General features: G+C 72.2%; 15 protein-coding genes and 2 tRNA genes. 15 read left to right on the top strand and 2 right to left on the bottom strand.

Going from position 1 to position 18,554, the window contains the following annotated elements; all coding sequences use genetic code 11:
* The first annotated feature begins 186 nt into the window (after window positions 1–186).
* From EAE32_RS06035 to EAE32_RS06070, 8 genes are all read left to right on the top strand, one after another.
* A complete protein-coding gene (locus EAE32_RS06035) occupies window positions 187–1,275 on the top strand; it encodes a 3-isopropylmalate dehydrogenase (RefSeq protein WP_121864457.1) in 1,089 nt (362 codons plus the stop codon).
* Window positions 1,276–1,382: 107 nt separating this feature from the next.
* The gene (locus tag EAE32_RS06040; protein WP_121864458.1) at window positions 1,383–2,480 is read left to right on the top strand and encodes a branched-chain amino acid aminotransferase; all 1,098 of its coding nucleotides are present in this window, start codon (window positions 1,383–1,385) and stop codon (window positions 2,478–2,480) included.
* Between the two features lie 66 nt (window positions 2,481–2,546).
* Window positions 2,547–3,320, top strand: a complete 774-nt coding sequence (locus EAE32_RS06045) for a fumarylacetoacetate hydrolase family protein (protein WP_121864815.1) — start codon at window positions 2,547–2,549, stop codon at window positions 3,318–3,320.
* Window positions 3,321–3,368: 48 nt separating this feature from the next.
* Entirely contained in the window at window positions 3,369–4,886 is a 1,518-nt protein-coding gene (gltX, locus tag EAE32_RS06050) for a glutamate--tRNA ligase (protein ID WP_121864459.1), read from the top strand.
* A gap of 181 nt (window positions 4,887–5,067) precedes the next feature.
* Window positions 5,068–5,139: transfer RNA gene (locus EAE32_RS06055), tRNA-Gln, on the top strand.
* 160 nt (window positions 5,140–5,299) lie between these two features.
* Window positions 5,300–5,372 (top strand) — tRNA-Glu (locus EAE32_RS06060).
* Between the two features lie 253 nt (window positions 5,373–5,625).
* Window positions 5,626–7,380 carry a dynamin family protein gene (locus EAE32_RS06065; RefSeq protein WP_121864460.1) on the top strand — a complete coding sequence of 585 codons (1,755 nt, stop codon included), beginning with the start codon at window positions 5,626–5,628 and terminating at the stop codon, window positions 7,378–7,380.
* Window positions 7,377–9,044 carry a GTPase gene (locus EAE32_RS06070; RefSeq protein ID WP_121864461.1) on the top strand — a complete coding sequence of 556 codons (1,668 nt, stop codon included), beginning with the start codon at window positions 7,377–7,379 and terminating at the stop codon, window positions 9,042–9,044. Before EAE32_RS06065 ends, EAE32_RS06070 begins: the two co-directional genes overlap by 4 nt.
* A gap of 28 nt (window positions 9,045–9,072) precedes the next feature.
* Here EAE32_RS06070 and EAE32_RS06075 read toward each other — a convergent pair whose 3' ends face one another.
* Window positions 9,073–9,885 carry an IclR family transcriptional regulator gene (locus EAE32_RS06075; RefSeq protein ID WP_121846295.1) on the bottom strand — a complete coding sequence of 271 codons (813 nt, stop codon included), beginning with the start codon at window positions 9,883–9,885 and terminating at the stop codon, window positions 9,073–9,075.
* A gap of 135 nt (window positions 9,886–10,020) precedes the next feature.
* Between EAE32_RS06075 and leuC the strand changes: the two genes are divergently transcribed.
* The 7 genes from leuC to EAE32_RS06110 all read left to right on the top strand — a co-directional run bounded on the left by leuC (window position 10,021) and on the right by EAE32_RS06110 (window position 17,892).
* Window positions 10,021–11,457, top strand: a complete 1,437-nt coding sequence (gene leuC, locus EAE32_RS06080) for a 3-isopropylmalate dehydratase large subunit (RefSeq protein ID WP_121846294.1) — start codon at window positions 10,021–10,023, stop codon at window positions 11,455–11,457.
* Window positions 11,458–11,563: 106 nt separating this feature from the next.
* The gene (gene leuD / locus EAE32_RS06085) at window positions 11,564–12,163 is read left to right on the top strand and encodes a 3-isopropylmalate dehydratase small subunit (RefSeq protein WP_121846293.1); all 600 of its coding nucleotides are present in this window, start codon (window positions 11,564–11,566) and stop codon (window positions 12,161–12,163) included.
* A gap of 97 nt (window positions 12,164–12,260) precedes the next feature.
* Complete coding sequence (gene murA / locus EAE32_RS06090; RefSeq protein ID WP_121864462.1) at window positions 12,261–13,580, top strand: UDP-N-acetylglucosamine 1-carboxyvinyltransferase; 1,320 nt, start codon at window positions 12,261–12,263, stop codon at window positions 13,578–13,580.
* Window positions 13,581–13,680: 100 nt separating this feature from the next.
* Entirely contained in the window at window positions 13,681–14,544 is an 864-nt protein-coding gene (locus EAE32_RS06095; RefSeq protein WP_121864463.1) for a lysophospholipid acyltransferase family protein, read from the top strand.
* Window positions 14,541–15,611 (top strand): NAD(P)H-dependent glycerol-3-phosphate dehydrogenase, encoded by a 1,071-nt coding sequence (locus EAE32_RS06100; RefSeq protein ID WP_121846290.1) that lies wholly within the window; start codon window positions 14,541–14,543, stop codon window positions 15,609–15,611. The genes EAE32_RS06095 and EAE32_RS06100 overlap by 4 nt, the downstream gene beginning before the upstream one ends.
* On the top strand, window positions 15,608–16,759 hold the full coding sequence (locus EAE32_RS06105; protein ID WP_121864464.1) for a D-alanine--D-alanine ligase family protein: 1,152 nt from the start codon (window positions 15,608–15,610) through the stop codon (window positions 16,757–16,759). Before EAE32_RS06100 ends, EAE32_RS06105 begins: the two co-directional genes overlap by 4 nt.
* A gap of 44 nt (window positions 16,760–16,803) precedes the next feature.
* Window positions 16,804–17,892: a sulfite oxidase gene (locus tag EAE32_RS06110; RefSeq protein ID WP_121846288.1), complete on the top strand. Its 1,089-nt coding sequence runs from the start codon at window positions 16,804–16,806 to the stop codon at window positions 17,890–17,892.
* Here the strand turns inward: EAE32_RS06110 and EAE32_RS06115 are convergent.
* Window positions 17,883–18,512 (bottom strand): DUF3515 family protein, encoded by a 630-nt coding sequence (locus EAE32_RS06115; RefSeq protein WP_121864465.1) that lies wholly within the window; start codon window positions 18,510–18,512, stop codon window positions 17,883–17,885. The genes EAE32_RS06110 and EAE32_RS06115 overlap by 10 nt on opposite strands.
* Between the last annotated feature and the right edge of the window lie 42 nt (window positions 18,513–18,554).

Raw genomic sequence — 18,554 nt, forward strand, 5'->3', positions numbered from 1 at the left:
CCCGGGCCGGAGCGCCTCGGGTGTCCGCTGTCCTCGGACGGAGGGGACCTGCACGGAGGGGCCCTGTGCCTGCCGGGCCCCTCCTGCATGCTCTCCGCCCACACGCGCGGCTACCTGTCGTCTCAACATGTGGAACAGGCGTTCATCATGTGGATGTGCCCGTTCCCACGCCCCTAGGGTGGGCGCATGAGCGAATCCCCTGCCGCCGAGACCGCCCGCCACCACTCGATCGCCGTGCTTCCCGGGGACGGGATCGGCCCGGAGGTGGTCGCGGAGGCGGTCAAGGTCCTCGACGCCGTCACGGACCCCGCCGGGGTGACGCTGGAGAAGACCACCTACCCGCTGGGTGCTGCGCACTGGCTCGACACCGGTGAGGTGCTGAACGAGGACACCATGGAGCGGCTCCGCCAGCACGACGCGATCCTCTTCGGTGCGGTGGGCGCTGCCCCGAACGACCGGCGGGTGCCCTCGGGCCTCCTGGAGCGGGACCTGCTGCTCAAGCTGCGCTTCGGCCTCGACCACTACGTCAACCTGCGCCCGGCCACCCACTACCCGGGGACCACGAGTCCGCTGGCGGACCCCGGGACCATCGACTTCGTGGTGGTCCGGGAGGGCACCGAGGGCCCGTACGCGGGCAACGGCGGCACCCTGCGCACCGGAACCGAGCACGAGATCGCCACCGAGGTCTCCGTGAACACCGCCCACGGTGTGCGCCGGCTGGTGCGCTACGCCTTCGAGCTCGCCCAGAGCCGTGCGCGCAGGAAGCTGACCCTGGTGCACAAGCACAACGTGCTGGTCAACGCGGGTCGGCTGTACCAGCGCACGGTGGACGAGGTGGCGGAACAGTTCCCCGACGTCACGGTGGACTACATGCACATCGACGCCGCCACGATCTTCCTGACCACGGACCCCGCACGGTTCGACGTGATCGTCACGGACAACCTGTTCGGGGACATCCTCACGGACCAGGCCGGCGCGATCACGGGCGGGATCGGGCTCGCGCCGAGCGGCAACATCAACGCGGACCGCACGGCCCCGTCCATGTTCGAACCCGTCCACGGGTCCGCCCCGGACATCGCCGGCACGGGCACTGCGCAGCCCACCGCCGCGATCCTCGCCGGTGCCATGATGCTCGAGCACCTGGGCCACCCCGAGCTGGCCGACCGGGTGAACCGCGCCGTGCGCGCGGACCTCGAGGAGAACGGCACCGCCACGCGCGGCACGACACGGGTGGGCGACGACGTCGTGGCCCGCCTCCGCGCCGTCGGTGCGTAGCTGCCGGGTGCGGTCCCCATGGGACGGCATACTGGTGAGACACACATCACGCTGCACCCTGCCCCGCCGGGCGGGTGGCGCGACCGCACCGTCGAAGGAGACCACCCGTGAGCACTGAGTTCACCCGGCAGATCAACCCCCAGCCCGCCACCGACGAGGTGCGTGCCGCAGTCCTGGAGAACCCCGGTTTCGGTCAGCACTTCACGGACCACATGGTCTGCATCGACTGGCAGGGCGACGTCCAGAAGGGCACCGGCAGCTGGGACAACGCGCGCATCCAGCCCTACGGTCCGCTGAGCCTGGACCCCTCCACGTCCGTGCTGCACTACGGCCAGGAGATCTTCGAGGGTCTCAAGGCCTACCGCCACCAGGACGGCTCCGTGTGGAGCTTCCGCCCCGAGGCCAACGCCGCCCGGCTGAACCGCTCGGCGCAGCGCCTCGCCCTGCCCGCCCTGCCCGAGGAGACGTTCGTGGACGCGGTCCGGGAGCTCGTGCGGGTGGACGAGGCGTGGGTGCCCTCCGGGGAGGGGGAGTCCCTGTACCTGCGCCCGTTCATGATCGGCACCGAGCCGTTCCTGGGCGTGCGGCCCTCCAAACAGGCACTCTTCTCCGTCATCGCCTCCCCGGCGGGCAACTACTTCGGCACCGTGGAGCCCGTGGACATCTGGCTCTCCGACACGTGGGCGCGTGCGGGCAAGGGGGGCACGGGTGCGGCCAAGTGCGGCGGCAACTACGCGGCGTCGCTCATCGCGCAGCTGGAGGGGGACGCCCACGGCTGCAGCCAGGTGCTCTTCCTCGACCCGGAGCGCGAGGGCGCCGTGGAGGAGCTCGGCGGCATGAACGTGTTCTTCGTCTTCGACGACAACCGCCTGGTGACCCCCGAGCTGACCGGCACCATCCTCGAGGGCATCACGCGGGACTCCGTGCTGAAGCTGGCCCGGGACCGCGGCATGCAGGTGGAGGAGCGCGCGTTCACCCTGGACGAGTGGCGTGAGGGCAAGCGCTCGGGCCGCCTCACGGAGGTCTTCGCGTGCGGCACCGCCGCCGTGATCGCGCCGGTGCGCCGGCTCCTGAGCCACGACGAGGTGATCGGCTCGGAGGACGAGCGCCCCGGCGAGGTCACCATGGCCATCCGCCGGCAGTTGCTCGACGTGCAGACCGGCAGGGCCGAGGACACCCACGGCTGGCTGACCCGCCTCGTGTGATCCTCCACGTCCGTGGCGGCCCCGGTCCGTGCTGAACGGACCGGGGCCGCTGTGTAGCCTGTGGGCATGCGCATCGCACGGTTCACACACGAGAATGAAATCCACTACGGCACCGTCCACGGGGACCCGGGGCAGGAGATGCTGCGGTACCTCACCGGGGATCCGCTGTACGTGGGCGTCCAGGAGCTGGACCGCACCGTCGCGGTGTCCGAGGCCCGGCTGCTCGCACCGGTGATCCCGCGCTCCAAGATCGTGTGCGTGGGCCGCAACTACGCCGAGCACGCCGCGGAGATGGGCAACGACGTCCCGTCCCGGCCGCTGCTGTTCTTCAAACCCAACACGGCCGTCTCCGGCCCCGGCGATCCCGTGACTTTGCCCGCGTGGACCGAGGAGGTCTCCTACGAGGCCGAGCTGGCGGTGGTGATCGGGCGCATGTGCAAGGACGTCCCGGTGGAGCGCGTGCCGGAGGTGGTGTTCGGCTACACCGCGGCCAACGACCTCACCGCCCGGGACGCCCAGCGCACGGACGGCCAGTGGGCCCGGGCCAAGGGCTTCGACGGCGCGTGCCCCCTGGGCCCGTGGGTCGAGACGGACCTGGACACCTCGGCCCTGTCCGTGCGCTCCGCCGTGAACGGGGAGCTCAAGCAGGACGGCAGCACCGCCGACATGATCTTCGACGTCCCCGCGCTGGTGTCCTACGTGTCCGAGGCGTTCACCCTGCTGCCCGGGGACGTGATCCTCACGGGCACACCCGCCGGTGTGGGCACCGTGGACGAGGGTGACCAGCTCTCGGTGGAGGTCGAGGGCATCGGCGAGCTCACCACCGTCCTGCGCCGCTAGGGCCGGGGCGGGCGGCGGTCCGGGGGCACCCCGTAGAATGGCGCCATCATGACTGACGACGCATCCACTCTGCATCCCACCGTTCCCGAGGGCACTCCCGTCCGCGTGCGCTTCTGCCCGTCCCCCACGGGCACCCCGCACGTGGGCCTCATCCGCACCGCGCTGTTCAACTGGGCCTGGGCGCGGCACACCGGCGGCACGCTGGTGTTCCGCATCGAGGACACGGACGCCGCCCGCGACTCCGAGGAGAGCTTCCAGCAGATCCTGGAGGCCCTGGACTGGCTGGGCATCACGTGGGACGAGGGCGTGAACGTGGGCGGTCCCCACGAGCCCTACCGGCAGTCCCAGCGCGGCGAGATCTACCAGGACGTGCTGCGCCGCCTGGTGGCCGCCGGCCACGTGTACGAGGACTTCTCCACCCCGGAGGAGGTGGAGCAGCGCCACCGCGAGAAGGGTGAGGACCCCAAGCGCGGCTACGACAACTTCGACCGCTACCTCACGGAGGAGCAGAAGGCGGCGTACCGCGCGGAGGGCCGCCAGCCCGTGCTGCGCCTGCGCATGCCGGACGAGGACATCTCCTTCACGGACCTGGTCCGCGGTGAGATCACCTTCAAGGCCGGGTCGGTCCCGGACTTCGTGGTGGCCCGCGCCAACGGCAAGCCCCTCTACACCCTGGTGAACCCCGTGGACGACGCCCTCATGGGCATCACCCAGGTGCTGCGCGGGGAGGACCTGCTGTCCTCCACCCCGCGCCAGATCGCGCTGTACCGCGCGCTCGTGGCCATTGGCGTGGCGGAGTTCATCCCGGAGTTCGGCCACCTGCCGTACGTGATGGGCGAGGGCAACAAGAAGCTCTCCAAGCGGGACCCGGAGTCCAATCTGTTCCACCACCGGGACAACGGGTTCATCCCCGAGGGCCTGCTGAACTACCTGGCCCTGCTGGGCTGGTCCCTGTCCGCGGACGAGGACATCTTCACGGTGGAGCAGCTCGTGGCGAACTTCGACATCCACGACGTGCTGGCCAACCCGGCGCGCTTCGACGTCAAGAAGGCCACGGCCATCAACGGCACCCACGTGCGCATGCTGGAGCCGGAGGACTTCCGCAACCGGCTGGTCCCGTACCTGCGTGCCGCCGGCCTGGTGGGGGAGACGCTCACCCCGCGCGAGAACGAGATCCTGGACCAGGCCGCGCCGCTCGTGCAGGAGCGCATGAACCTGCTGGGTGAGACCGAGGGCCTGGTGGGCTTCCTCTTCCGCTCGGACGACGAGATCGTGGTCGCGGACGACGCCGCCAAGCAGCTCAGGGAGAGCGCGCCCCAGGTGCTCGACGCCGCGATCACGGCCCTGGAGCCCCTCCCGGACTTCTCCGCCGCGGCCATCGAGACCGCGCTGCGCGAGGCCATCGTGGACGGGCTGGGCATCAAGCCCCGGCTCGCGTTCGGACCCGTGCGCACCGCCGTGTCCGGGCAGCGCATCTCCCCGCCGCTGTTCGAGTCGCTGGAGATCCTGGGCAGGGACTCGTCCCTGGCGCGCCTCAGGGCTCTGCGGGCCACGCTGGGGGACTGACTCCTCCCACTTCGTGGTCCCCTCGTCCTCCGCGGGCGGGGGACCACGAGGCCCCGCCCCACGGCACCCGTGCCAGGGGTCCGGGTGGGTGGGGCGGGGTTTGGCATCGCGGCCGGACGAAGGTATAGTTACTGCTCGTTGCGCGGCAGTTCCGGGACAGCCCGGAGCGCGGCGAAACCAGTGGGATATGGTGTAATTGGCAACACAACGGTTTCTGGTACCGTCATTCTAGGTTCGAGTCCTGGTATCCCAGCGCTAGTCGCACTGTCATCGAGCGGTCACGCCGAGGCATGCGCAGCACGTCGAACCACCGGCCGCATGCCGAATTGGTGAGACACGGTGTTGATGTTACTGTTTGGTGCGTCAGCGCGGAGGACACAGAAAATCTTCTGGATTCTCCACTGAAAGTACACGGCCCCATCGTATAGCGGCCTAGTACGCCGCCCTCTCACGGCGGTAACGCGGGTTCGAATCCCGCTGGGGTCACGCGCTGAAAGCTCCGGTTTCCACGGAAGCCGGGGCTTTTCGCATGCCCGGTGCACATCACAGTCCGTTACGGGCCGGGTCGCAGGGCGAGGTGCCCTCCGCGCGGCCTGCCTCCACGTACAGGCCTTCCGCAGCCCGACGTGCACTCCTCCGGGCCCTTTGCCCGTTCCGAAGCGGGCTGGCGACCTCCACTTCCTCCCCGAGGCCGTGGCACCGAAACAGCGTGCCTCGGAGGTGCTGGCACAATGACCGTGTGAACACTGAGAACGCGCCCGCAGTGCCGTTGATCGACGCCCTCGAGCAGACCCGTGAGCTGCTCCGGGCCACGACGCTCCCGCTGGCCACCGCCAGCGCGCCGCAGCAGCGTGAGCTGGCGGCCCGCGCCGTGGCCCAGCTGGACGACTACGTCCTGCCCCGTGTCCGCTCGCTGGACGCCCCGCTGCTCGCTGTGGTGGGCGGGTCCACGGGGGCGGGCAAGTCCACACTGGTCAACGCCCTCGTGGGCCACCCCGTCACCCGCTCCGGGGCCATTCGGCCCACCACGCGCCGGCCGCTGCTGATCCACCACCCCCGGGATGCCGGGGCCTTCACCACCCAGCGCGTCCTCCCGCACCTCGCCCGGGTGCGCGGCGCCCTGACGGACCCGTCCCGGACCCCGCAGGCCGGTGCCGACGGCGCGGGGCCGGTGGAGGACACGAGCTCCCTCGTGCTGCTCGGGGACGAGAACATCCCCGAGGGTCTCGCGATCCTCGACGCCCCGGACGTGGACTCGATCTCGGACGAGAACCGGGCGCTGGCCGCCCAGCTGCTCTCCGCCGCGGACCTGTGGCTGTTCGTGACCACTGCCAACCGCTACGCGGACGCCGTGCCGTGGCAGCTGCTGCGCAACGCGGCGGGGCGCGACATCACGGTGGCCGTGGTCCTGGACCGGGTGCAGGCGGCGTCGGCGGCGGAGATCGAGGAGGACCTGCGCCGCATGCTGGCCCAGGAAGGGCTCGGTGCGGCGCCCGTCTTCGTGGTGCAGGAGTCGCCCCTGAACGAGCTCGGCATGCTCCCGCCCGCGGCCGTGGGGGAGCTCCGCTCGTGGCTCGCGGAGCTCGGGGCGGACGCGCACGCGCGCTCCGAGATCGCGGCCCGCACGCTCGGCGGGGCCGTGCGGGAGCTCGCGGACACCACCGACCGCACGGCCGAGGCCGTCGCAGCGCAGCAGAGCACCGAGGACCACCTGCGCCGCGAGGTCACCACGTCCTTCGAGGAGGCCCTGCGCGCGATCGTGGACTCCACCCGGGACGGCACGCTGCTGCGCGGCGAGGTGCTCGCCCGCTGGCAGGACTTCGTGGGGACGGGGGAGTTCTTCCGCGGGCTGGAGGCAGGGATCGGCCGGGTGCGGGACCGCATGACGGCGTTCTTCAGGGGCCAGCCCGCGCCGGAGGTGCGCGTGGAAGAGGCCATCGAGTCCGGGTTGCAGGCCGTGGTCGTGGAGAACACCGCGCGGGCCGCGGAGCTGGCGGAACGCCGGTGGCGGGACGAGCCCGCCGGGCAGGTACTGCTGGCGGGACGCGATGCGGCGGCGCTGCCGGCGGACTACCCCGCGCAGGTCGCGGAGAGCATCCGGGCGTGGCAGTCGGACGTCATGCTCATGATCCAGCAGGAGGGTTCGGGCAAGCGCACGCGGGCCCGGGCCATGTCCCTGGGCGTCAACGCCCTGGCCGTGATCCTCATGATCGCCGTCTTCTCGACCACGGGGGGACTGACCGGGCTGGAGGTGGGCATCGCCGGCGGATCCGGCGTGGTGGGCACCAAGCTGCTCGAGGCCGTGTTCGGCGAGGACGCCGTGCGGCGCATGAGCGAGCAGGCCCGGAAGAACCTCGAGACCCGCATCACGGCACTGCTCGACCGCCGGGCGAAGCAGTTCCTGGACACCATCGACGAGCTGGGGGAGCACCCCTCGGCGGAGCAGCTGCACGCCGCGGCCCAGCGCGTGCGCACGGAGGGTGAGGCCCTGTGAGCCCCCGTTCCCGCACGGAGACCGTGACCCTCTCGGAGCGCATCACCGGCCTGGCGCAGGCCACCGAGATCGCCGAGGGGCGGCTGGACGAGGACGTGGTGCGCCAGGCCCGGCAGACCCTGGACCGGGCGGGCCAGCGCCGCGCACTGTCCGCCGACCACACGGTGGTGGGCTTCTTCGGGGCCACCGGTTCCGGCAAGTCCAGCCTCTTCAACGCCGTGGTGGGCCAGGAGCTCGCCCGCAGCGCGGCCCGGCGGCCCACCACCTCCGCGCCCCTCGCCGCGGTGTGGGGGGAGGAGGGCAGCCAGCCCCTGCTCGACTGGTTGGACGTGCCCGACCGCCGCGTGGTGGGCCCCGCCCTCAGCGTGGCCACCGGACGGGGTCGTAAGGCCTCCACGGCCAGCGGTGGACTGGTGCTGCTGGACCTGCCGGACTTCGACTCCGTGACGGCGGAGCACCGTCAGATCGTGCAGCGCATGGTGGGCCTCGTGGACGTGGTCGTGTGGGTCGTGGACCCGCAGAAGTACGCGGACGCCGTGCTGCACCAGGACTTCGTCCAGCCGCTCGCGCGCCACGGGGCGGTCACCATGGTGGTGCTCAACCAGGCGGACCGGCTCGCGGAGCGCGACGTCCCCACCGTGCTGGGGTCCCTGGCGGAGCTCGTGGCCCAGGACGGTCTGCCCGCCACCGGGCCGAGCGCTCCGGTGGCCGTCTCCGCGCTCACCGGGCAGGGCGTCGCCGAGCTGCGGGACCGGATCCACTCGGTGGCCGCGAGCCGCGCGGCCGCGGGGCAGCGCCTCGAGGCGGACGTCGTCCACGCCGCCACGGAGCTCGCGCACGCCGCCGGGGAGGGTGATCCGCACGGCATTGACAGGGATGCGAGCGAGCGGCTGACCGCGGGCCTCGCCCGTGCCGCGGGCGTCGAGATGGTGGCCGACGCCGCCGCGCGCTCCTACCGCCTGCGCGCGGGCAAGCACACGGGGTGGATCGCCACGCGCTGGCTCGCGCGCTTCCGGAAGGACCCGCTGAAGCGGCTGCACATCGAGAGCCACGACAGGACCTCGGACCCGGGAGTGCACCGCACGTCCCTGCCTCCCATGAACGCCTCCCAGAAGGCCTCCGCCGACTCCGCGGTCCGGGGCTTCGCGGACGAGGTCTCCCGAGGTGCGGGGGAGCCGTGGCGGCGCAGCGTGCGCACGGCGGCCCGCAGCCACCAGGAGACCCTGCCGGACGCCCTGGACCAGGCGGTGGCCCGCACGCGGTTCTCCGCCCGCGGGGCCTCGTGGTGGTGGATCGCGTTCGATGTGCTGCAGTGGCTCGCCATGGCCGTCACGGTGCTGGGCCTGCTGTGGCTGCTCGGGCTCTTCCTCGCCGACTACTTCCAGCTGCAGCTGCCGCCGCCGCCCACGGTGGAGGGGTTCCCGCTGCCGGTGCCCACCCTCATGGTCGTGGCCGGGGTCGTGCTCGCGCTGTTCCTCGCGCTCACGGGCGCGGTGATCGCGTCCCTGGCCTCCCGCGTGCGCGCCCGCACCGTCCGACGCCGCCTGCTGCGCTCCGTGCGCGAGACCGCGCACGACACGGTGCAGGTTCCCGTGGAGCGCGAGCTGCGGGCGCACCGGGAGTTCACCGCAGCACTGGACCGGGCGGCGTCGCCGACCGCCTGACGTGGGATGCGCCCCGGATCGGACCGTGTCAGGCCGCGCTGACCCGCACGGCCTCCGTGAGCTGGCGCGCCGCCTGGACCACCACGTCAGCGTGCTTCTGACCGGGCTGCTTGGACAGCCGCTCGATGGGGCCCGAGATGGAGACCGCCGCGATCACGCGCCCGGACGGGCCGCGCACGGGTGCCGAGACGGACGCGATGCCGGACTCGCGCTCGCCGATGGACTGGGCCCAGCCGCGTCGTCGGACGCCGGCGAGCGTGGTGGCGGAGAACCGTGCGTGCTGCAGACCCTCGATGAGGCGAGCGTGGTCCTCCCACGCCACGAGGACCTGGGCCGCGGACCCGGCCTTCATGGAGAGCTGGGTGCCCACCGGGATGGTGTCACGCAGCCCGATGGGGCGTTCGGCGGAGGCCACGCACACCCGCCACTCGCCCTGCCGGCGGAAGACCTGGGAGGACTCGCCCGTGCTGTCCCGCAGCTGCAGCAGCACGGGGGCGGCGGCGGATATCAGGCGGTCCTCACCCGCGGCGGAGGCGAGCTCCACGAGGCGTGAGCCCAGGACGAACCGGCCCTGGACGTCCCGGCCCACGAACCGGTGGTGCGCGAGTGCGACCGCCAGGCGGTGCGCGGTGGGACGCGCGAGACCCGTGGCCTCCACGAGGTCCGCCAGGCTGGCCGGGCCGGCCTCGAGGGCGTCCAGAATCAGCGCGGCCTTGTCCACGACACCCACGCCGGAGGGGGAGTGGGTGGACTCCTCGCGCAGCCGTGCGCCCGTGCCGTGTCCGCCCAGGGACGAGCCCAGGGGCACGCCGGTGGGATCCATCGCGTTCGTCGTGTCCATGCTCTGATACTGCCGTCTCACAATGCGAGAAGCAAGTCCGCGGAGTGGAACTGGCGAGGGGCAGTGGAGAGCATGGACCGCACAGCGCTTCCCGTGCCCGTCCCCGGGCACCGACGCACGAGCAGGAGAGACGAGATGACCACCACCACGGACACCACCGCACCGCGGACCCTGGCGGAGAAGGTGTGGGACGACCACCTGGTCCGCCGCGGCGGACCCGGGCAGCCCGATCTGCTCTACATCGACCTCCACCTGCTCCACGAGGTCACGAGCCCCCAGGCGTTCGAGGGGCTGCGCCTGGCCGGGCGCGGACTGCGCCGGACGGACCTCACGATCGCCACCGAGGACCACAACACCCCCACCGAGAACATCTTCTCGACCATCGCGGACGAGACCTCCCGCAAGCAGATCGAGACGCTGCGCCGCAACTGCGAGGAGTTCGGCGTGCGGCTGCACTCCCTCGGGGATGCCGAGCAGGGCATCGTGCACGTGGTTGGCCCCCAGCTCGGGCTGACGCAGCCGGGGATGACGGTGGTGTGCGGCGACTCCCACACCTCCACTCACGGTGCGTTCGGGGCGCTCGCGTTCGGGATCGGCACGTCCGAGGTGGAGCACGTGATGGCCACCCAGACCCTGCCGCTGGCCCCGTTCAAGACCATGGCCATCACCGTGGAGGGCACCCTCAAGCCGGGCGTGACGTCCAAGGACATCATCCTGGCCGTGATCGCCAGGATCGGCACGGGCGGCGGGCAGGGATACGTCCTCGAGTACCGCGGCTCGGCCATCCGCTCGCTGTCCATGGAGGCGCGGATGACCATGTGCAACATGTCCATCGAGGCCGGGGCCCGGGCGGGAATGATCGCGCCGGACCAGACCACGCTGGACTACGTGCAGGGCCGCCCGCACGCGCCGCAGGGCGAGGACTGGGACGCCGCCGTGGCCTACTGGCGCACCCTGCACACGGACGAGGGCGCCGAGTTCGACCGCGAGGTGGTCATCGACGCGGACGAGCTGGAGCCGTTCGTCACGTGGGGCACGAACCCGGGTCAGGGCGTGCCGCTGTCCCGTGCCGTCCCGGACCCGGAGGAGGCCGAGGGGGAGGACGCCCAGGACGCCGCCCGCCGCGCCCTGCAGTACATGGGTCTGGAAGCCGGGACGCCCATGAAGCAGATCCCCGTGGACATCGTGTTCCTGGGCTCGTGCACCAACTCCCGCATCGAGGACCTGCGGGCCGCCGCCGAGATCCTCCGGGGCCGCTCCAAGGCCGAGAACGTGCGGATGATGGTGGTCCCGGGCTCCGCGAAGGTCCGGCTGCAGGCCGAGGCCGAGGGCCTTGACCGCGTGTTCACGGACTTCGGGGCGGACTGGCGGTTCGCGGGCTGCTCGATGTGCCTGGGCATGAACCCGGACCAGCTGGCCCCGGGGGAGCGCTGCGCCTCCACCTCCAACCGGAACTTCGAGGGCCGCCAGGGCAAGGGCGGACGCACCCACCTGGTGTCACCGGTGGTGGCCGCGGCCACGGCCGTGCGGGGCACCCTCAGTGCTCCCTCCGACCTCGAACCCGTGGGCTGAGCGCCCGCGCCACCCGCACGAGGGGCAGCCCCACCCGCACGAGGGGCCGCACGGCCCGTAGCTGGCCCGCCGCCCCGAAACCGACGCAGCAGAGAAGGACAGCACCATGGAGAAGTTCGCCACCCACACCGGAGTGGGCGCCCCACTGAAGCACTCGAACGTGGACACGGACCAGATCATCCCGGCCGTGTACCTCAAGCGCATCACCAAGACCGGTTTCGACGACGCCCTGTTCGCGGGCTGGCGCAAGGACCCCGAGTTCGTGCTCAACCGCGAGCCCTACCGCAACGCCTCCGTGCTGGTGGCCGGCTCGGACTTCGGCACGGGCTCCTCCCGGGAGCACGCCGTGTGGGCTCTGCGGGACTACGGGTTCACGGCCGTGATCTCCTCCCGGTTCGGGGACATCTTCCGGGGCAACGCGGGCAAGCAGGGGCTGCTGGCCGCGCAGGTGGAGCAGTCGGACGTGGAGCTGCTGTGGAAGCTCATGGCGGAGCAGCCCGGCGTGGAGCTCACCGTGGACCTCGAGTCCCGCACCGTGTCGTGCGGCGCGGTGACCGTGCCCTTCCAGATCGACGACTACACGCGGTGGCGCCTCATGGAGGGCCTGGACGACATCGGTCTCACGCTGCAGCACGAGGAGGACGTCGAGGCGTACGAGCAGCGCCGCCCGGGGTTCAAGCCCACCACGCTCCCGGCCAGAACCTGAGCGGCGACTGGACCGTGAAGCGCTCGGGGCCGGTAGAATGCTGAGGTCCCGTGCGCATTCCGCCCACGGGAGATCGCTTCCCCCAGATCGGTAGGTCATGACTTCTTTGCGCATCACCGGCGGAGTTCCGCTGTCGGGTCAGGTGACGGTTCGCGGCGCCAAGAACCTCGTCCCCAAGGCCATGGTCGCCGCCCTGCTCGGCTCCACCCCCTCCAGGCTGGGCAACGTGCCGGAGATCAAGGACGTCAAGGTGGTCACGAGCCTCCTGTCCCTGCACGGTGTGGACGTCACGCGCGACGACGCCCTGGGCCGCCTCACGCTCGATCCCACCAACGTGACGCGGGCCCGTCACGCGGACATCGACGCGCACGCCGGGGACTCCCGGATCCCCATCCTGCTGTGCGGCCCGCTGCTGCACGCCCTGGGCGAGGCCTTCATCCCGGACCTCGGCGGCTGCCGGATCGGGGACCGGCCCATCAACTACCACCTGGAAGTGCTGCGCAACTTCGGCGCCAAGGTGGAGAAGCTCGAGTCCGGGATCCGCATGAGCGCCCCGCACGGACTGCAGGGTGCCAAGATCGACCTGCCCTACCCGTCCGTGGGTGCCACCGAGCAGGTGCTGCTCACCGCCACCCGCGCCGAGGGCCACACCGAGCTCCGGGGTGCGGCCACCGAGCCCGAGATCATGGACCTGATCGCGATCCTGCAGAAGATGGGCGCGCTCATCACCGTGCAGACGGACCGTGTGATCCGCATCGAGGGTGTCCCCGAGCTCAAGGGCTACGTGCACAGCGCGCTGCCGGACCGCATGGAGGCCGCATCCTGGGGCTCCGCGGCCCTGGCCACCGGCGGGGACATCTTCGTGGCCGGCGCCAAGCAGGCGGACATGATGACCTTCCTCAACACCTTCCGGAAGGTGGGCGGCGGGCTGGACATCCGCGAGGACGGCATCCGCTTCTACCACCCGGGCGGTGACCTGAACCCGCTCATCGTGGAGACGGACGTGCACCCCGGGTTCATGACCGACTGGCAGCAGCCGCTGGTGGTGGTGCTGACCCAGGCCAAGGGCGTGTCGATCGTGCACGAGACCGTGTACGAGAACCGCTTCGGCTTCACCCGGGCACTGAACCGCATGGGCGCGGTCATCCAGGTGCACCGCGAGTGCCTGGGCTCGGTACCGTGCCGCTTCGGGCAGCGCAACTTCCTGCACTCCGCGGTGATCTCCGGTCCCACGCCCCTGCAGGCAACTGACATCCACATCCCGGACCTCCGGGGTGGCTTCTCCCACCTGATCGCGGCGCTGTCCGCGGAGGGCGTCTCCCACGTGACAGGGGTGGAGCTGATCAAGCGCGGCTACGAGCACTTCACGGACAAGCTGAGCGGCCTGGGCGCCACCTTCGACATCGACGAGCGGTGAGCGCGGCCGCCGACCTCCGCGGGGGCGAGAGTCCCTGCCGTCACCAGGGGCGCAGCGCCCCGCACCGTCGTGCCCCGTTCCTGGAGGAGTGGAAGCCCGCATGAGCAGAACATCCCAGCGATCCACGTTCCGGGTCCTCGCGGCCGGGATCGTCCCCGTCTACCGCTCCCTGGCGGTCCCGCACTGGCGGGGCACGGAGAACTTCCCGGCCGCGGGCGGGTTCGTGGTGGCCGCCAACCACCTCACGGAGCTGGATCCCATCGTGGTGGCCCACGCGGTCTACAGGGCGGGGATCATGCCGCGTTTCCTGGCCAAGGAGTCCCTGTTCCGGATTCCCGTGGTGGGCAGGCTGCTGTCCCGGATCGGGCAGGTGCCGGTGTACCGCGGCACCTCGCGCGCCAAGGACTCGCTGGACGCCGCGTTCACGGAGCTGGACAGTGGCGGTGCCATCATCGTCTACCCCGAGGGCACGATCACCCGGGACCCGCGCATGTGGCCCATGCGCGGACGCACCGGCGCCGCGCGGCTCGCGCTGCAGGCGGGCGTCCCGGTGGTGCCCGTGGCGCACTGGGGGGACCAGGAGATCCTCTACCGCGACCCCGAGGGCCACCGCACCGCGCACCCGTTCCCGCCCAAGCGCGTGCACGGCGTCGTGGGGACGCCCCTGCACGCCGAGGACCTCGTCCCGGGCGGGCTGGCGCACCCCGGCCACCCCACCGCGAACGAGCTGGCGCACGCCACCACCGTCATCATGGCGGCCGTGGCCGAGCTGCTCGGTGAGCTGCGCGGCGAGCCCGCCCCCCGGGACCTGATGGACCCGCGCGCCGACCGCGCGGCGTCGTCGTCCGGCGGCGCAGCGGCGGCAACGGCGGGTGCGGCGTCCGAGGACGACGCCGCCCGCGCACCGGGCGAGACCGACCCCGGCGACGAACCCAGCTCGGCCGGCGGGAGCGTGGCCCCGTGAGCGCGCCGCGCGAGGAGCCGCGCCGGATCACGGTCCTCGGCGCGGGGTCCTGGGGGACCGCCTTCGCCAAGGTCCTGGCCGACGCCGCCGCGGACGCGGGCGCGCAGCGCACCGTGTGCCTGTGGGGGCGCACCCCCGAGTCCATGGCCGCGCTGACCAGGGAGGGCCGCAACGAACGCTACCTGCCGGGAGTGGAGCTTCCGGGGGCCCTGGAGTTCTCGAGCGACCTGGAGAGTGCACTGCGCGGTGCCGAGCTCGTGGTGACCGCGATTCCCGCCCAGTCCCTGCGGGAGCAGCTCGTGGTGGCTGCACCCTTCCTCGAACCGGCCGCCGTGGTGCTGTCCCTGGCCAAGGGGCTGGAGACGGGGACGGGTCTGCGCATGACGCAGGTGGTCGCGGAGGTTCTCGGGCAGTGCACGGAAGCGACGGCCGAGGAGTGGGCACGGCGCACGTGCGTGCTCTCCGGGCCGAACCTGGCCATGGAGATCGCCCGGGAGGAGCCCACGGCGTCGGTGGTGGCCGCCCCCGAGCACGAGACCGCCGCGTGGGTGGCCCGCTGCTGCGCGGCGCCCTACTTCCGCCCCTACACCAACACGGACGTGGTGGGCACGGAGATCGGCGGGCTCGTGAAGAACGTGATCGCCCTGTGCGTGGGCATCTGCGACGGGCGCGGGTACGGGGACAACTCCAGGGCCTCCGTGATGACTCGCGGGCTCGCGGAGACCACGCGGCTGGCCACCGCCCTGGGCGGCCGCACGTCCACGCTCTCCGGGCTCTCCGGCATGGGGGACCTCGTGGCCACGTGCTCGTCCTCCCTCTCCCGCAACCACACGGCCGGCAGGCTCCTGGGGTCCGGGCTCACGCTCGCCCAGGTGCAGGACGCCATGACCCAGACCGCCGAGGGCATCAAGTCCGCGCCGGCGGTGCTGGAGCTGGCCCGCCGCCACGGCGTGGACATGCCCATCACGGAAGCCGTGGTGGGCGTGCTGCGCAACGACATCCCCGTCCAGGAGCTGGCCCCCCGGCTGCTGGGCCGCGACCTGAGATCCGAAGGGAACAGCGCATGAGCACCAGCCACGAGAACCCGGAGGCCACGGCCGAGGGCAGCAAACCCTGCGTCGCCGTGGTCTTCGGCGGGCGATCCTCCGAGCACTCCATCTCGCTCATCACCGCCCGGTCCGTGCTGCGCGCGATCGACCGGGAGCGGTGGGACGTGGTGAGCGTGGGCATCTCCACGGACGGCGCGTGGTTCCTGTGCTCCCAGGAAGAGCTCGAGGCCCTGCTGGACGAGCACCCGATGGCGCAGCTGCCCGTGGGAACGCACCGCGTGAGCCTCCCGCTGCAGACCGGGGACAGCCGACTGCTCATCCACGACACCGCCGAGAACGGGGCTCCGCTGTCCCGTGGGCGCCACGTGGACGCGGTCTTCCCCCTGCTCCACGGTCCGTTCGGGGAGGACGGCACCCTGCAGGGTCTGCTGGAGCTCGCGGACCTGCCCTACGTGGGGTGCGGTGTGGCCGCGTCCGCGATCGGGATGGACAAGCACTTCATGAAGCTCGCGTTCGAGGCCGCGGGGCTGGAGGTGGGCCCCTACACGGTGGTGCACGACCGGACGTGGCGCACCGACCCGCAGGGCGTGCGGGAGCGCGTGGCCGAGCTGGGGTTCCCGGTGTTCGTCAAGCCCGCGCGCGCCGGCTCGTCCTTCGGCATCACCCGCGTGGACGACCCCTCGCAGCTGGACGCCGCCATCGCCAGCGCGCGCGAGCACGACCTCAAGCTCGTGGTGGAGGCCGAGATCGAGGGCCGCGAGATCGAGTGCGCGGTGCTCGGCGGGCACGGCACGGACGAGGCCCGGGCCTCACTTCCCGGGGAGATCGAGGTCCACGGCCACGCGCTCTACGACTTCGAGGCCAAGTACGTGGAGAACGACGGCGCCACGCTCTCCTGCCCGGCGCGGCTGCCGGAGGAGGTCGTCGACACGCTGCGCCGCGAGGCCGTGCGGGCCTTCCACGCCGTGGATGGCGAGGGCCTCTCCCGCTGCGACTTCTTCGTGACCCATGACGAGCGCGTGGTCATCAACGAGATCAACACGATGCCCGGGTTCACTCCCATCTCCATGTACCCCCGCATGTGGGCGGCCTCGGGCATCGAGTACAGCGCGCTGATCGACGAGCTGATCACCCTGGCGCTGGAACGGCCCGTGGGTCTACGCTGACGCGCAGCCGCCCCGAGGCGGGGACCCGCACCGGGAGGAACGCCATGTGGCACAAGACCGGGATGATCGTGCACGAGCGCGACCCCTACAACGCCGAGACCTCGCGGGAAGGCCTGCTCGCACCGATCACCGGGGCGGCGTCCTTCTACGTGCGCAACCACGGCCCCGTCCCGGACGTGGACGAGCGCACCTGGTCCTTGGCGGTGGGCGGACTCGTGGAGTCCCCGGCCCGCCTCACGCTGGCCGAGCTGACGGAGAACTTCGCGCACCACGAGGTGGTGGCCACCCTGCAGTGCGCGGGCAACCGGCGCAGCGGCTTCCTCCCCGTGGAGGACATTCCGGGTGAGGACCCCTGGGGCCCCGGAGCCACCTCCACCGCGCGCTGGACCGGCGCCCGGCTCGGGGACGTGCTCCGCTCGGCGGGGCTGCGCGACGGCGCGGCGCACGTGGAGTTCGAGGCCCCCGACGTCTCCGACCTCGCGGACCCGCCCCAGCGCTACGGTGGCTCGGTGCCCCTCGGGAAGGCGCTCGCGGACGAGGTGCTGCTCGCGTGGGCCATGGACGGTGACCCCCTGCCGCGGGTGCACGGCGGCCCCGTGCGAGTGGTGGTCCCCGGCTGGATCGGGGCGCGCAGCGTCAAGTGGGTCGAGCGCATCACGGTGCGCACGGACCCATCCGCGAACTGGTTCCAGGCCACGTCCTACCGGCTCCTGCCGCCGGAGACGGATCCGGACTCCGCCGGGCCGGGGGACGGGATCTCCCTCGGACCCGTGGCCCTGAACTGTGACATCCTCACGCCCGAACCCGGTGAGCGGGTCTCCCCGGGGCCCGTGCGCGTGCGCGGCTACGCGCACGCGGGGGAGGACCGCGGCGTCGCCCGCGTGGACGTGAGCGGCGACGGCGGAGCCACCTGGGTGCAGGCCGACCTGGCGGAGGCCGCCTCTGCCTGGGCCTGGCGGCACTGGCAGGCCTCGCTCGAGCTCGGCACCCCCGGGCGCCGCACGTTGCTGGCCCGCGCGTGGGACACCACGGGGGCGTGCCAGCCGGAGTCAGCGGGCGCGCTGTGGAACCCCAAGGGCTACGCCAACAACTCGTGGGCGCGCGTGCAGGTGCGGGTGGGTGCTCAGGACTGACCCTGCTGCTCCAGCGTGTCCTTGACCGACTGGCACTTGCCCGTCTGCGGCACGTTCTGCACGGCCGAGCCCGCGTCCACGAGCGCGGTGCTGGACGGGACGCGGTCCCCGTCGAAGAGGACCTCCGTGGCGGGGGAGCGGCCGTATGTCACGGCGCGCCACTGGTTCTTCTCGTCCGGCACCTCGGAGATCAGCCAGTCCACCCCGTTCACGGAGGTGCAGGGGTTCGTGGTGGGCCCGGGGGGCTCCACGCCGCAGCGCACGATCATGGCGGACGGGTCCCCGTACGCGGTGGTGCCCTGGCTCGAGGTCTCCCGCTGCTCGAGATCGCTCACGTCGGCGGGCATGGCGAGCATGACGGACGCGCACGCCGGGTCGGTCGCGTGGGGTGCGCCCTCCACGGTGACGGTGGAACCGCAGCCGGTGAGGGCGAGCACGCCCGAGAGCGCCGCGGCGCCCGCGGCCAGGCGGCGTCGTGGTCCGGGGGACGACGTCGCCCGGCCGCCACCGCGGGCCGCCCGCGCCGCACGGGGTCCCACCGCGCCGTGGCCACCCGTCCCGGAGCCTGTCACCGGGGGCTGCGCAGACGTCTCGAGCGGGGTGCTGGGCGGGAAGGTCATGGCATCCAGGATAGGCGAACCCGCCTGGGAGGAGGGTCACTG

Origin of the sequence: Kocuria tytonicola (assembly GCF_003687175.1) — a bacterium.
Classification (GTDB): domain Bacteria; phylum Actinomycetota; class Actinomycetes; order Actinomycetales; family Micrococcaceae; genus Kocuria; species Kocuria tytonicola.